Genomic DNA, 13,945 nt, shown 5'->3' with positions numbered 1-13,945 from the left:
GGGCGGATCTTCTCGGTCATCCGGGCACATGTTTCCAACACTTTGCCGCGCTGCGCAACCGTCGCGCCGGGTCCGATCGCCGCGCGATCGGCCGCTGCCCTTGCCGATCGCGCCGCTTGCTGCTTTGATCGCGGTCTTCCTCATGCGGTCGGACGGCCCGACGCGTCCCCCGAAGGAGACTCCATGAAGGCGCTGCAATTCCTCAGATCGCTGATCTTCAACATCCAGATGTACCTCGCGATGATCGTGATCGGCATCGTCTGCCTGCCCTGGGCACTGCTCGATCCGGGCGGGGCGCGGTTCGCCTGCAAGCTCTACTGCCGCTGGGTGATCTGGACGGCATCCTGGATGGTCGGTCTGAAGGTCGAGATCCGGGGCGAGGTCCCCTCCGACGAGGTCCTCGTCGCGGCCAAGCACCAGTCCTTCTTCGACATCCTGGTGATCTTCCACGCGTTGCCCCGGCCGAAATTCATCATGAAGAGCGAGCTGATGTATGCGCCGATCCTGGGGCAATACGCCTATCGGCTGGGATGCGTGCCGGTCGATCGCGGCAAGCGCGGCAAGGCCATCGCGCAGATGCTCGCCGATGTGCAACGCGGCCTGCGCGAGCCCGGACAGCTCTGCATCTATCCGCAGGGCACGCGCATCGCCGTGGGCACGGCCGCCCCCTACAAAAGCGGAACGCACGCGCTCTATGCGCAGCTCGGTCAGCCCTGCGTTCCGGTCGCGACGAATGTCGGGGTCTTCTGGCCCAAGCGCGGGATCATGCGCGAGCCGGGCATCGCCGTCTTCGAATTCATGCCCCGCATCGAGACGGGGTTGCCCAAGGCCGCCTTCATGCGCGAGCTTGAAACGAGGGTGGAGGGCGCGTCGGACAGGCTGAACGGCGAGGCCGGCTTCGGGAGGATTTCGTGATGAAGACGATCGGAACGATCGAGGAACTGCGCGCGCGCTATGCCGCGCCGAAACGCACGTCGATGGAAAAGGTCGCCCGCGACATCACGCCGGTCTATGCCGCGTGGATCGCGCGGTCGCGGTTCTGCGTGCTCTCGACCGTCGGCCCGGAGGGGACCGACGCCTCGCCGCGTGGCGATGACGGCCCCGTGGTGCGCATCGTCGATGCGCGGCACCTGCTGATGCCCGACTGGTACGGCAACAACCGCCTCGATTCGCTCGAGAACATCGTCGAGGACGGGCGCGTGTCGCTGATGTTCTTCGTCCCGGGAAGCCGCAACGTGGTGCGCGTGAACGGGCACGGAACGCTCGTCGTCGATGACGCGCTTCTCGAAAGCTTCGCGCATCGTGGCAAGCCGCCCGCTACCGTCCTGTCGGTCGAGGTGGCCGAGGTCTATTTCCAGTGCGCGCGCGCGATCCTGCGCTCGAACCTCTGGAGCGGGCGTGACGAAAGCGCCGACCTGCCGAGCGCGGGCGACATGCTCGCCGCGATGGCCGCCGAGGCGATCGAGGCGCGCGAATACGACCGCGCTTGGGCGAAGGAAGCCCCCGAGACGCTCTGGTAGGCGCGGCCTTCCGGAGGCCCGGAACGAGAACGACAACGCGGAGGAGCATTTCCATGACCGAGACGCTGGCAATCGGAGCCTATACCGAGATCGACGAACGGTCGCTCGAGGCCGATTTGGGGGCTCTGAGGGCCCAGACGCTCGACGAGGCGCTCGCCCTGCCGGAGGAGACCCGGTCCGCCATCACCGCGATCGCCTACAAGGGGCACTCGGCCTTCGGCGGCGACGCGATGGAGGCCTTCCCGAAGCTCGGCCTCGTCGCGAATTTCGGCGTGGGCTACGACGCGATCGACGTCGACGCCGCCCGGACCCGCGGGATCGCGGTTACGAACACGCCCGACGTGCTCAACGACGACGTGGCCGACCTCGCCGTGGCGATGCTGCTCATGCAGGGCAGGCGCATGGTGCAGGGCGACGCACATGTCCGGTCGGGGGCATGGGCGCGGGGAGAGGCCTTTCCGCTCAATCGCAAGATGAGCGGGGCGACGGTCGGGATCCTCGGCCTCGGCCGGATCGGGCATGCCATCGCCACCCGGCTCGCCGCCTTCGGGATGGAGCTGCATTACTGGTCGCGGTCGCCAAAGGAGACGCCCGCGGGCTGGACCCACCACGCCGATCCGATGGATCTCGCCCGCGCCGTCGACATCCTGGTCGTGAGCCTCGTCGGCGGCCCCGAGACCGAAGGCATGGTCTCGGCCGGGATGCTGCGCGTGCTGGGCGGGGAGGGCGTGGTCGTCAACATCTCGCGCGGGTCCACGATCGAAGAGGCCGCGCTTCTCGACGCGCTGGAAAGCGGCCGGATCGCCGGTGCCGCGCTCGACGTCTTCGCGTCCGAACCCGAGATCGACCCACGCTTCGCCTCGCTCGGGAACGTCGTCCTGCAACCCCATCAGGGCTCGGGCACGCATGCGACGCGGGCGGCGATGGGGCGTCTGCAACGCGACAACATCGCGGCCTTCCATGCGGGCCGCGCGCTGCTCACGCGGGTGAACTGACGCTCAGCGCGCCGTGCGGGGGTCGGCCGGCGGCGGCGTGATGCCCGCCTGGCGACGTTCGCGGTGCCAGATATAGACGCCCGCGGCGATGATGATCGCGCCGCCCACGACGGTCCACATCGTCGGCCATTCGCCGAAGATCACGATCGAGGCCAGCGCCGCCGTCAGCACCTGGAAATAGATGATCGGCGCGAGGATCGAGGCATCGGCCAGCCGGTGGGCCTGCGTCACGAAGATATGCGCCGATCCGCCGAAGATGCCGATCAGGCCCATCACCACGTAGTCGATGGTGTTCTCGGGCCAGGTCCAGAGCGAATAGACCACGGGCGCGAGCAGGATCGAGGCGAGCCCCGACGACCAGACCTGCGCCGTGGCGTTCGATTCGATCCCGGCCAGCATCCGGGTCAGCACGAAGTAGAGCGACGCGAGAACCATCGCGAGGAGGTTCAGCAGCATGGCCGGGTGGAATTCCGCGCCCCAGGGCTGGATCACGACGAGCACGCCGACGAAGCCCACGCAGACGGCGATGAGGCGGGGCAGGCCGACCCTCTCGCCCAGGATCGGGATCGACAGCAGCGTGACCGCGATCGGACCCGAGAACATGATCGTCGTCGTCACGGTGATCGGCAGGTATTGCAGCGCGGTGAAGTTGCATAGGGTGCTGCCGAACAGGCAAGCCGAGCGCAGGGCCTGCCGCACCGGGGCGTTGGAGCGGATCGCATCCATCCCCTCGCGCGGCAGGAACAGAACCAGCGACATCGCGAAATGCACGGCATAGCGGACAAAGACCACCTGCAGCGCCGGCAGCCCGGCCAGGACCAGCCATTTGGCCGAACTGTCGATGCAGGTGAACAGGGTCACGCCAAGGGCCATGATGCCGATGCCGAGACCGAGCTTGTCCTCGCGCTGCGCGACTTCGTGATGCAGCCGGTCGGCCATCAGCCGACCGACCAGCCGCCGTCGATCACATGCGCATGGCCGGTGGTGAAGCTGCTCTCGTCCGATCCGAGATAGATCGCGAGGTTGGCGATCTCTTCGGGCGTGCCGACGCGGCCCATCGGCTGACGCGCGATGAAGGCCTTCTGCGCGGCCTCGTAATCGCCGCTGGCCTTCCAGCGATCGTGCAGCGAGGGGCTCTCGACCGTGCCGGGACAGATGCAGTTGCAGCGCACGCCGGTCGTCACGAAGTCGAGCGCGACGGATTTCGTCATCGCGATGACCGCCGCCTTGGTCGCGGCATAGACGAAGCGGTTCGGCGCGGCGATGATCGAGCTGGCCACCGAGGCGACGTTGATGATCGACCCGCCGCCGCGTTCGACCATGCCGGGGATCGCGGCCTGCATCGAATGGAATTGCGACCGCACGTTGAGGTTGTGGGCGAATTCCCATTCCTCGTCCGTGCAATCCGCGATCGTGCCGTTATGCACGAAGCCCGCGCAATTCACGAGGATATCGGCCTGGGCCTCCTTCACCGCCTTCTGCAGCGCGGCCTTGTCGGTCGCATCCAGCGCGAAATGCTCGGCCGTTCCGATATCCGACAGCAGATCGCCGTTCAGGTCCGTCGCCACGACTTCCGCACCCTGGGCGGCCATGCCCTTGGCGATGGCACGGCCGATACCCTGGCCCGCCGCGGTGACGAATGCGCGCTTTCCTTCGAGTCTCATTCACTTCGCTCCGAGGTTCTTGGTCATCCAGTCGACCATTTCAGGGACGTTGAGCCCGCCATCGCCGCCGTCGCGGGCGGCCGCGAGCGTGTTCGCGGCACATGAGGACATGCGGCTTTCGAGGCCGTAATTCTCGGTCATCGTCCGGTAATATCCGACATCCTTGGCGGCATTCTCGACCGAGAAGGCAAGGTCGATCTGGCCGTCGGTCGCATAGTTCTTGATGAAGTCCATCATGCCCGACTTGAGCGGACCGGCCGACATCACGTCATAGACCATCTGCCGCTCGATCCCGACCTTGTCGGCGGTTGCGAAGACCTCGGACATGGCCATGGCCGTGGTCATGGCGAAGAAGTTGTTCATCAGCTTGATCTTGTGGCCGTTGCCGAGCTCGCCCAGGTGAAAGACGTTCTCGCCCAGCGTGTCGAGCACGGGTTTGACCCGCTGGTAGGCGGCCTCGTCGCCGGCGCACATGATGTTGAGCTTGCCGTCCACCGCATGGGCGGGCGTGCGGCCGAGCGGCGCGTCGAGATACTGCGCGCCCTTCTCGGCCAGCGCCTTGCCGATCTCGATGGTCGAGGTCGGCAGCGAGGTGCCGAAATCGATCACGATCTGGCCATCCTTCGTTCCGGCCAGCACGCCGTCATCGCCGTAGATGCGGCCTTCCACATGGTCCGACGTGCCCATGCAGAGCATGACGATGTCGCTCTCCTCGGCCAGCTCGCGGGCGGTCGACGCCTCCTTGCCCCCGCGCGCGAGCGCCTCCTCGATGCCGGTGCGGTCGCGGTTCCCAAGGACCGTCACGGGATGGCCGGCCTTTTGCAGGCATTCGACCATCGCGCGGCCCATCAGGCCGAGGCCGATGAAGCCGATTTTCTCGTCGCTCATGTTCTTTCCTCCTGGAGACGTGCCGGCGCAACGGCGGCCGGGCGGTGGGATCGATCGCGAAACGTTCGCGCCCCCGGTCTGTCGCGCCTCTTGCGGTGCAAACTAACAGGTAGGTTCACGGCGTCGAGAGCGATCTCGCGGGATGTGCTCCCGCGGGCGGGACGGCGCGGACGATCCCGGGATCGCCCGCGCCGCGTCCTGTCCGATGGTCGCGAGATGCTAGAGGAACACCGTCACGATCGGCGGGTAGGCGAGCATCACGGCCAGCGCCAGAAGCTGCAGCGCGATGAAGGGCAGGAAGCCCTTGAAGATGTCGGTCAGCTCGATATGCGGCGGAGCCACCGACTTGAGATAGAACGCCGCGGGGCCGAATGGCGGCGAGAGGAAGCTCACCTGCATGTTCATGCAGAAGACCACCCCGAACCAGATCGGCAGGAAGCGCGGATCGACCGACGCGAAGAAGCCGATCTCGTCGGGCGGCAGGCGCGTCACGATGGGCAGGAAGACCGGCATGATCAGCAGGACGATGCCGATCCAGTCCATGAACATCCCCATGATGAGAAAGACGAACATCATGATCAGGATGACGCCCATCGTCGGCACGTCCGCGCCCACGATCAGGTTCGCCACATAGGTCGGACCCCCGGCCAGCGTGTAGGCCGCGGCGAGCGCGGCCGCACCGATCGTCACCCAGATGATGGTGCCGGTCGATTTCAGCGTCCGCATCAGGCTGTCCCAGAGGATCTGGAACGTCATCTCGCGCCGCACGAGGCCGATGACGAAGACCGCGATCGCGCCCATCCCGGCCGCCTCGGTGATCCCCGTGATGCCGCCGTAGATCGAGCCCAGCACCACGCCGATGACGAGGATCGGCGCGACGAGGCCCTTGCCCATCTTCCACCCCTGCGAGGTCCGCTCGCGGCCCACGACGAAGAAGATCGTGGCGAGCGCGATGAGGAACGCCCCGACGAGATAGGGAATGTCGCTGACCATCCCCAGCAGGATCGGATCGACCCCCTCGCGGACCACGTTGGCCGAGGTCACCGTGAAGAACAGCGCCCTCAGCAGCAGCGCGGCCGAGATCCAGCAGGTGATCCGGGCGAGGAAGCCCAGGAACATCAGTCCCTTTTCCTTGCCCTGCGGATCGTCGGGATCCGCCTCGGGCAGCGGGGCGAGCGACGGCGTGATGCGCGTCCGGATCAGGATGTAGATGAGGAAGAACGACGCCAGCATGAAGCCCGGCAGGAACGCCGCGGTGAAGAGCGACTTGATCGAGGTCTCGGTCACGAGGCCGTAGAAGATCAGCACGATCGACGGCGGGATCATCGTGCCCAGCGATCCGCTCGCGCAGATCGTCCCGATGGCGAGGTTCTGGTTGTAGCCCAGCCGCAGCATCTGCGGCAGCGCGATGAGCCCGAGAAGCACGACCTCGCCGCCGATGATGCCCGACATCGCGGCCATGATGACGGCCATGATCGAGGTCACGATGGCGATGCCGCCACGCGTCCGGCTGAGCCAGACGTTCAGCGACGAATACATGTCCCGCGCGATGCCGCATCGCTCGAGCAATGCGGCCATGAATATGAAGAGCGGTATCGATATGAGGACGTAGTTCGTCATCTGCCGATACACGGCCTGCGCGAGGACCGAGAGAGGCCCCCGCCCGAAATCCCCGAAGATGATCGCCGGATCGAACCGCAGGGCGAGCGTCACGACCGCCAGGAAGGCGGAGGCGAAGCCCAGCGGCATCCCGATCGCGAGCAGGGCGAACATCGCCAGGAGGATGATCAGGCTGAGTGTGCCGATATCGACCATCTATCTTTCCTCCAGCGTGCGCTTGATGTTCTCGATTTCGGTCTCGTCGACGCCTTCGGGGTCTTCGTAGGCGTTCTCCTTGTTCCAGTCGGCGATCAGGTTCGACACCGACTGGAGGGCCACGAGAACCATGGCGAGCAGGAGGAAGGGCTTGATGATGCCCGGGATGGGCGGATCCCAGGCGGTGCCGAAGGTCTCCATCCGCGCGAAGCGCGTCGCGGCGTCGTTGTAGCCGCCCCAGACGAGCGCGAGGACGAAGGCGCAGATCAGCAGGACCGACAGCGTGTCGGACACCTTGCGCATCCAGAACGGCATCCTGTCGTAGATGACCGGAATGCGGATGTGGCATCGCTGCTGCATCGCGTATTGCCCAGACAGCAGGAACACGAAGGCGGCCCCCCAGAGCGACAATTCGTTGGCCCAGAGCGTCGGCGCGAGGAAGACGTAGCGGCTGACGACCTCGTAGAACATCACCAGGACGATGAAGGCGATCATCATCATCGCGATGCGGCTGAGCACGAGCGACAGGATGTCGAAGAAGCCGGTATGCTGCGGCTCGATCTCGCCGTTGAAATCCGACAGGTAGATCGCCGCGAGGATCACCGCGCCCGAAAAGCAGAACAGGCTCAGCTGGACGAGCGGTTTGCCCGACGGGCGGATCATCTCGTACATGCCATAGGCATTGGGATCGATGAACCGGCTGACGACGAGCCACGCGTAGAGCAGTAGCGAGACGGCGATGAAGCCGAACATCAGTAACTTGATGGGCTGTCTCGCCCGCCCGAGCCAGACGCTGTTTCCGTGCATGGGCCTCCCCCCCTTGTTTCAAGGATCCGTAATCCTGGAAAGGCGGCCCCGTTTTCGGGACCGCCTCGATGCTGGAGCGGGCGCGCGCGCCCGCCCGGGGATCAGTTGGCCGTGCTCTCGCCGGAGGAGCCGTCCTCGGCCGAGCTCTCGCCGCCCGAGCTGTCGTCGCTCGAGATCAGGCCGAGATCGGAGAGATAGGCCTTGTGGCTTTCCAGCAGGGCCGCGGCCTCGGGCGAGCGGCTGCCCCAGTCCTCCCAGGCGACCTGTGCGGCTTCGCGGAAGGTCGCGCGACCCTCGTCGGACCAGTCATAGAGCGTCACGCCCTGTTCCTGCAGCATGGCGGCCGCTTCGGCATTGGCCTTCTCGAAGGTCAGCGCGATCTGGAACGACAGCTTCTGCCACGCCACCTCGATGATGCGGCGCTGCTGGTCGGTCAGCCCCTCCCAGACCTGCTGGTTGCAGGCGAGGTGGTCGGACGGCATGGAGTGGAAGCCGGGGAAGGTCGCGTGCTTGACCACGTCATAGAGGCCGAGGCCCACGTTGTTGGCGAGGCCGCTCGCATCGGTGCCGTCGATGATCCCGGTCTCGAGCGCGGTGAAGATCTCGGTGAAGTCCATCACGATGGGCGAGGAGCCGAGCTCCTCGAAGATCTCGGTCTCCATTCCCGGGGGCGAGCGGAACTTCCAGCCCTGCAGGTCCTCGGGCCCTTCGAGAGGCGTGGCCGAGGACAGCGATTCCTGCCCGTAGATCGACCACCCGATCAGCTGCATCCCGTTGGCGTTGTAGAGTTCCTGCGCCGCCTCCAGGCCGCCGCCGTAATAGAGCCAGCTGTATTGCTGCCAGGGCGTGTCGTAGCCGCCCATGATGTCGCCCACGAACTGGAAGGCGGGGTTCTTGCCGGTCTGATAGGCACCGCCCGTCGCGTCGCAATCGAGGATGCCGTTGATCGCGGCGTCGAAGGTCTCGGTCGTGCCGACCACGGCCGAGGAATAGAACATCTCGATCGCGATGTCGCCGCCCGACATCGTCTGGACGTCCTCGACCCACTGGGCGATCAGCTGACCGCTCGGGGTTTCGGTCGCGTAATGGGTCTGGATGCGGAGCGTCACCTCCTGGGCCGAGGCCGTTCCCGCGATCAAGGCACCGGCAGCGGCACCAAGCAGCATCTTGGTCGTCGTCATCTTTGTCTCCTCCCTGAGCGACTTTGCTGTCGTCTCATCGTTATGGCACCTGCACATTCGCGCGTGGCCGAGATGGTATACCATCGAAAAGGACGCTAGAGAACGACGGATCGACAATCAACCTTTTTTGGTATACCAAAATCGGAAAGGGCCGCGGGGGCGGCCCGGTTTCCACAAGGACGGAAAGGCGCGGGAATGGCGGACGAGTCTTTGCCCAAGCAGATCGCGGCCGAGCTGCGCCGCGACATCCTCCGCGGCAAGCTCAAGCCCGGCGCGCCCATCAAGGAGCGCGACACCGCGCTCGAGATGGGGGTGAGCCGCACGCCCATGCGCGAGGCGATTCGCATCCTCGCGCAGGAGGGGCTGGTGGTCCTGCGCCTGTCGCGCAGTCCGCTCGTCGCCGATCCGCCCTTCGACGAGGTCGTCGACCAGCTGGTCGTGCTGCAGGCCCTCGAAAAGCTCTCGGCCGAGCTCGCCTGCCGCAACGCGACCGAGGAGGATATCGACCGGATCGTCGAGATCGCGGACCGGATGGAGCGCGAGTTCTACACCGCCGACCGGCTCGATTCCTTCGAGAACGACATGGAATTCCACAAGGCGATCGCGGTCGCCTCGCGCAACCATGCGCTCGCCGAAACGCATCACGCCTATCTGGCGCGGCTCTGGCGCATTCGATATCTCACGTCCCGCCGGCGCAAGAATCGCTCCGTCGTGCTCGAACAGCACGCGGCGATCCTCGATGCGCTGCGGCGGCGCGATCACGCGGCGCTCGACAAGGCGCTCGAGGACCACACCGGACATCTGGCCGAAGACATGCGGCAGGTGTTCGAGCTGGAAGAAACCTGAAGCAATCGGCCGAGCGGCCGGAAGGGAGAAACATGAAGCTTCTGAGATTTGGGCCCAAGGGACAGGAAAAGCCGGGGATCCTCGATGGCGACGGTCAGGTCCGCGACCTGAGCGGCAAGGTGGACGAACTGGCCGGTCCGGGCGTGTCGCTCGAGGCGCTCGAAAAGATCCGCGGCATCGACATCGACAGCCTTCCCGTCGTCTCGGATCCCGGCCGCATCGGATCGCCCCTCGCATGGGTGCCGAACTTCTTCTGCGTCGGTCTCAACTACTCCAAGCACGCCGCCGAAACCGGTGCCGACGAGCCGAAGGAGCCGATTCTCTTCAACAAGACCAGCTCCGCCCTCTGCGGTCCGAACGATACGGTCATCATTCCGCGCAACTCGACCAAGCCCGACTGGGAGGTCGAGCTCGGCGTGGTCATCGGCAAGCCCTGCCTCTACGTCTCCGAGGACGAGGCGCTCGACTACGTGGCCGGCTACTGCACGGTTAACGATGTCAGCGAACGGGCCTTTCAGACCGAGCGTGGCGGCCAGTGGACCAAGGGCAAGTCCGCCCCGACCTTCGGTCCCGTGGGCCCCTGGCTCGTGACCGCCGACGAGGTGGCCGATCCGCAGAAACTCGACGTGAGCCTCAAGCTCAACGGCGAAGTCATGCAGAAGTCGAACACCTCGGACATGATCTTCACCGTGCGCGAGATCGTCTCCTACATGAGCCAGTTCATGCAGCTGATGCCGGGCGACATCATCGCGACCGGCACGCCCGAGGGCGTCGGCATGGGGATGAACCCCCAGGTCTGGCTGAAATCCGGCGACGTGATGGAGGTCAGCATCGAGGGCCTCGGCGATCAGCGCCAGGACGTGGCCAACGCCGACTGAACGGAAAAAGGCCCCGGATCGCGGTCCGGGGCCACTTCGAGGTTTCGCCGCGAAACCTCAGCCGCGCGCGGCGCGCAGCCAGTCGAGGGTCTCGTCGGTGGGGGTTGCGACCTTGTATTCGGCCCCGAGGGGGCTTTGCCAGCCGAGTTCCCCGAGCAGATCGTAGATGTAGGAATAATTTAACTCGCCGTGATCGGGGGTGCCCCGGTCGGGAACGGACGCGATCTGGATATGGCCGATCGCGGGCAGGAGCGTGCGGAGCCGGTGGGTCAGATCGCCCTGCATCAGCTGGATGTGGTAGCAGTCGAACATGATCTTGACGTTCGGATCGCCGACCGTCTCGACGATCCGGGCGGCCTGGGTCGCGGTGTTCAGGAAATAGCCGGGCGCGTCGTAATGGTTGAGCGGCTCGATCAGGATGCCGCGCCGACCGGCGCGGGCGGCGGCGAATTGCAGGTTCGCGATGAAGGCCGCCTCGGCCTCGGGGCCCTCGGCCACGCCCGCCATGACGTGGACGTTCGCCGCGTCGATCGCGACCGCGTAGTCGAGCGCCTGCTCGATCGCGGCGCGGGCCTCGCCCTCGCGGCCGGGCAGGGCCGAGAGGCCGTTCTCGCCCGCGCCCGTATCGCCGCGCGGCGTGTTCAGACCGAGGCAGGGCAGGCCCGTCTCGTCGAGCGCGGATCTGACCTCGGCCGGATCCGTCTCGTAGGGCCAGTGCAGTTCGACCGCGTCGAAGCCCGCGGCGCTGGCCGCGCGGATCGCGTCGGGAAGGGCGCGATCGGTCCAGAGAAAGCCGAGATTGGCCGAGAACTTCATTTTCACGCTCCTTCTGCCGATGGACGGGACGGACCCTCGGGGCCCTACATCGTGCAACCGATCTGCCAGGGCACGAATTCGTAATCCCCGAGCCCCTGAAGCTCCGACTTGCTCTGCTCGCCCGATGCCATGCGGAGCCACATCTCGTAGATCTCGCGGCCGACTTCCTCGACCGACTTCTTGCCCTCGAGGATCGTGCCCGCGTTGATGTCCATGTCGTCGACCATGCGATTGTACATCTCGCTGTTGGTCGCGACCTTCATCGAGGGTGATGGCTTGTAGCCCGCGGCCGATCCGCGGCCCGTCGTGAAGCAGACGAGGTTGCAGCCCGACGCGATCTGTCCGGTGACGCTGGCCGGGTCGTAGCCGGGGCTGTCCATGAAGGTGAACCCCCTGGCGGTGACCGGCTCGGCATATTTGTAGACGCCGGTGAGGGGGGTCGTGCCGCCCTTGGCCGCCGCACCGAGCGATTTCTCGAGGATCGTGGTCAGGCCCCCGCGCTTGTTGCCGGGGGAGGGGTTGTTGTCCATCGAGCCCTTGGCGCGGGCGGTGTAATCCTCCCACCAGTGGATGAGGCCGACGAGCTTTTCGCCCACTTCGCGATCGACGGCCCGCGCGGTCAGGAGATGCTCGGCCCCGTAGATCTCGGGCGTCTCGGCCAGCACGCCGGTGCCGCCCTGGGCCACCAGCAGATCGCAGGCATGGCCCACGGCGGGGTTCGCGGTGATGCCGGACCACGCATCCGATCCGCCGCATTGCAGGGCGACCATCAGCTCGGAGGCGGGGCATTCCTCGCGCTCGAAGGCGTTGACGATGGGCAGCATGCCCTCGATCTTCTTGATGCCGAGCTCGACGCATTTGGCGAGGCCGCCCACGTCCTGGATGTTCATCGCCTGGAAGAGCGGCCCCGGCTCGAGCCCGTAGGATTCGATCAGCCAGTCGATCTGCATGATCTCGCAGCCGAGGCCCGCCATCAGCACGCCGCCCACGTTGGGATTGCGCGCGAAGCCCCACATCACGCGTTGCAGCGCCTCGAAGCCGGTGCCGTCGCCGCCCATGCCGCAGCCGGTGCCGTGCACGAAGGCCGTCACCCCGTCGACATTGGGATATTCGGCGAGACGCTCTTCGGTGAAGTGCTCGGCGATCTTGTGCGCGGCGGTGGCCGAGCAATTGACCGAGGTGATGATCGCGATGTGGTTGCGCGTGCCGACGCGGCCCGTCGAGCGGCGGAAGCCCCTGAACGTGTCCTGCGTCCTGGCGGGTTCGACCGGGCGGAGGTTGGTCGAGAACTCGTATTCCTGATCGACGGCGCGGAAGTCGAGGTTGTGGCTGTGCACATGCGCGCCCTTCGGGATGTCCTCGTGGGCATAGCCGATGATCTGGGCGTATTTGCGGACGGGCGTGCCCTTGGCGATGTCCACGGTCGCCATCTTGTGGCCGCGCGGCACGAGGGTCGTCGCCCCCTCCTGGCCGACTTCGAGCGGCACGATGGCGGTGACGACGTTGTCCTCTGGAGACAGTCTTACGGTCTGCATGATCCCTGCATCCTCTGCATCTGGGCGTGCCGGCAGTGCCGGCAGGCCGGATCGGTCATTTTTTCTGCGGAAGGTCGAGACCCGCATTGCGGGCATAGACCTTGATGAGCGCGGCGTCGTCCTCGCGGCCGAGGCCCTGGCCCTGCGCCGCCACCCATTGCTGGAGCGCCGCGGCGGTCAATGGCGCGCTGAACTTCGACGCATGCGCCGTGTCGAGCACGATGCCGAGATCCTTGGGCCAGATGTCGACGGCCGATTTCGGCGTGTAATCGCCCTCGACCACATGCGGTGCGCGGTTCTCGAGCACCCAGCTCGTTCCCGCGCATTGGGGGATGATCTCGGCGAATTTCTCGGGGCTGACGCCCTGGGTCATGCCGAAGGTCATCGCCTCGGCCATCGCGGCGAGGTTGACGCCGACGAGGAGCTGGTTGATCGCCTTCATGGCCGATCCGGGGCCGGCCTCGTCACCGAGTTCGTAGACCTGCGAGGCCATCGCGTCGAGGCAGGGGCGCGCCTTGGCGAAGGCGTCGGGATGGCCCGAGGCCAGGACCGACAGCTCTCCGCGCGCGCTGCGCTCGGGGCCGCCGGAGATCGGCGCGTCGAGATAGAGGAGCCCGGCCTCGGTGCAGCGGGCCTCCATCTCGCGGGCGAAATCGGGCGCGACGGTCGCGCAGGAGACGATGACGGTGCCGGGGGCCAGATGAGGCACGATCCCGCCCTCGCCGAAGAGCACGTCCTCGGTCTGGGCCGCGTTGATGACCACGGTCAGGACCACGTCGAGACCGGAGGCGACCGCATCCATGCCGCCATCGGCCCCGCCCGCGTCGCGAAAGCGCGTGACGCTCGCCTCGTTGATGTCGAAACCGTGCACCGCATGTCCGCCCCGCAGGAGCGACGACGCCACGCCGTAGCCCATGGAGCCGAGGCCGATCACGGCGGCTGTCTGCTTGCTCATTCCCAATCCTCCCGGTTTGGTATACCAAAGCGCGGACGGCGCGGA

Annotated in this window: 14 protein-coding genes; 5 read left to right on the top strand and 9 right to left on the bottom strand. The window is 66.3% G+C overall.

The window, feature by feature from the left end; translation table 11 throughout:
* Nucleotides 1-183 precede the first annotated feature (183 nt).
* Genes RVY76_RS10075 through RVY76_RS10065 form a run of 3 tightly spaced genes read left to right on the top strand, consistent with a single transcriptional unit; the run spans nt 184 to nt 2,515 of the window.
* Nucleotides 184-915, top strand: a complete 732-nt coding sequence (locus RVY76_RS10075; RefSeq protein ID WP_317373786.1) for a lysophospholipid acyltransferase family protein — start codon at nt 184-186, stop codon at nt 913-915.
* Nucleotides 915-1,520 (top strand): MSMEG_1061 family FMN-dependent PPOX-type flavoprotein, encoded by a 606-nt coding sequence (locus tag RVY76_RS10070; RefSeq protein WP_317373784.1) that lies wholly within the window; start codon nt 915-917, stop codon nt 1,518-1,520. The genes RVY76_RS10075 and RVY76_RS10070 overlap by 1 nt, the downstream gene beginning before the upstream one ends.
* Before the next feature lie 53 nt (nt 1,521-1,573).
* Complete coding sequence (locus RVY76_RS10065; protein ID WP_317373782.1) at nt 1,574-2,515, top strand: 2-hydroxyacid dehydrogenase; 942 nt, start codon at nt 1,574-1,576, stop codon at nt 2,513-2,515.
* A 3-nt stretch (nt 2,516-2,518) separates the two neighbouring features.
* On the opposite strand, the gene RVY76_RS10060 is transcribed toward RVY76_RS10065, so the two are convergent.
* The 6 genes from RVY76_RS10060 to RVY76_RS10035 all read right to left on the bottom strand — a co-directional run bounded on the left by RVY76_RS10060 (nt 2,519) and on the right by RVY76_RS10035 (nt 8,870).
* Nucleotides 2,519-3,454, bottom strand: coding sequence for a DMT family transporter (locus RVY76_RS10060; protein WP_317373781.1), 936 nt, complete (start codon nt 3,452-3,454; stop codon nt 2,519-2,521).
* Nucleotides 3,454-4,179: an SDR family oxidoreductase gene (locus RVY76_RS10055; protein WP_317373779.1), complete on the bottom strand. Its 726-nt coding sequence runs from the start codon at nt 4,177-4,179 to the stop codon at nt 3,454-3,456. The genes RVY76_RS10060 and RVY76_RS10055 overlap by 1 nt, the downstream gene beginning before the upstream one ends.
* Nucleotides 4,180-5,067 carry an NAD(P)-dependent oxidoreductase gene (locus RVY76_RS10050; protein ID WP_317373777.1) on the bottom strand — a complete coding sequence of 296 codons (888 nt, stop codon included), beginning with the start codon at nt 5,065-5,067 and terminating at the stop codon, nt 4,180-4,182.
* Between the two features lie 219 nt (nt 5,068-5,286).
* On the bottom strand, nt 5,287-6,882 hold the full coding sequence (locus RVY76_RS10045) for a TRAP transporter large permease subunit (RefSeq protein ID WP_317373775.1): 1,596 nt from the start codon (nt 6,880-6,882) through the stop codon (nt 5,287-5,289).
* The gene (locus RVY76_RS10040; RefSeq protein WP_317373773.1) at nt 6,883-7,689 is read right to left on the bottom strand and encodes a TRAP transporter small permease; all 807 of its coding nucleotides are present in this window, start codon (nt 7,687-7,689) and stop codon (nt 6,883-6,885) included. It lies immediately after the preceding gene.
* A 101-nt stretch (nt 7,690-7,790) separates the two neighbouring features.
* Complete coding sequence (locus tag RVY76_RS10035; RefSeq protein ID WP_317373772.1) at nt 7,791-8,870, bottom strand: TRAP transporter substrate-binding protein; 1,080 nt, start codon at nt 8,868-8,870, stop codon at nt 7,791-7,793.
* A 195-nt stretch (nt 8,871-9,065) separates the two neighbouring features.
* Between RVY76_RS10035 and RVY76_RS10030 the strand changes: the two genes are divergently transcribed.
* The gene (locus RVY76_RS10030; RefSeq protein WP_317373771.1) at nt 9,066-9,716 is read left to right on the top strand and encodes a GntR family transcriptional regulator; all 651 of its coding nucleotides are present in this window, start codon (nt 9,066-9,068) and stop codon (nt 9,714-9,716) included.
* 32 nt (nt 9,717-9,748) lie between these two features.
* Nucleotides 9,749-10,594: a fumarylacetoacetate hydrolase family protein gene (locus RVY76_RS10025; RefSeq protein WP_317373770.1), complete on the top strand. Its 846-nt coding sequence runs from the start codon at nt 9,749-9,751 to the stop codon at nt 10,592-10,594.
* 57 nt (nt 10,595-10,651) lie between these two features.
* Here the strand turns inward: RVY76_RS10025 and RVY76_RS10020 are convergent, their stop codons facing one another.
* The 3 genes from RVY76_RS10020 to ltnD are packed head-to-tail and all read right to left on the bottom strand — an operon-like array spanning nt 10,652 to nt 13,900.
* Nucleotides 10,652-11,410 (bottom strand): hydroxypyruvate isomerase family protein, encoded by a 759-nt coding sequence (locus tag RVY76_RS10020; protein WP_317373768.1) that lies wholly within the window; start codon nt 11,408-11,410, stop codon nt 10,652-10,654.
* A 44-nt stretch (nt 11,411-11,454) separates the two neighbouring features.
* Nucleotides 11,455-12,945, bottom strand: coding sequence for an altronate dehydratase family protein (locus RVY76_RS10015; RefSeq protein WP_317373766.1), 1,491 nt, complete (start codon nt 12,943-12,945; stop codon nt 11,455-11,457).
* 55 nt (nt 12,946-13,000) lie between these two features.
* Entirely contained in the window at nt 13,001-13,900 is a 900-nt protein-coding gene (gene ltnD, locus RVY76_RS10010) for an L-threonate dehydrogenase (RefSeq protein ID WP_317373765.1), read from the bottom strand.
* Between the last annotated feature and the right edge of the window lie 45 nt (nt 13,901-13,945).

The sequence above is a fragment of the Palleronia sp. LCG004 genome, from assembly GCF_032931615.1.
Classification (GTDB): Bacteria; Pseudomonadota; Alphaproteobacteria; order Rhodobacterales; family Rhodobacteraceae; genus Palleronia.
This window is presented reverse-complemented; position numbering and strand designations above follow the sequence as displayed.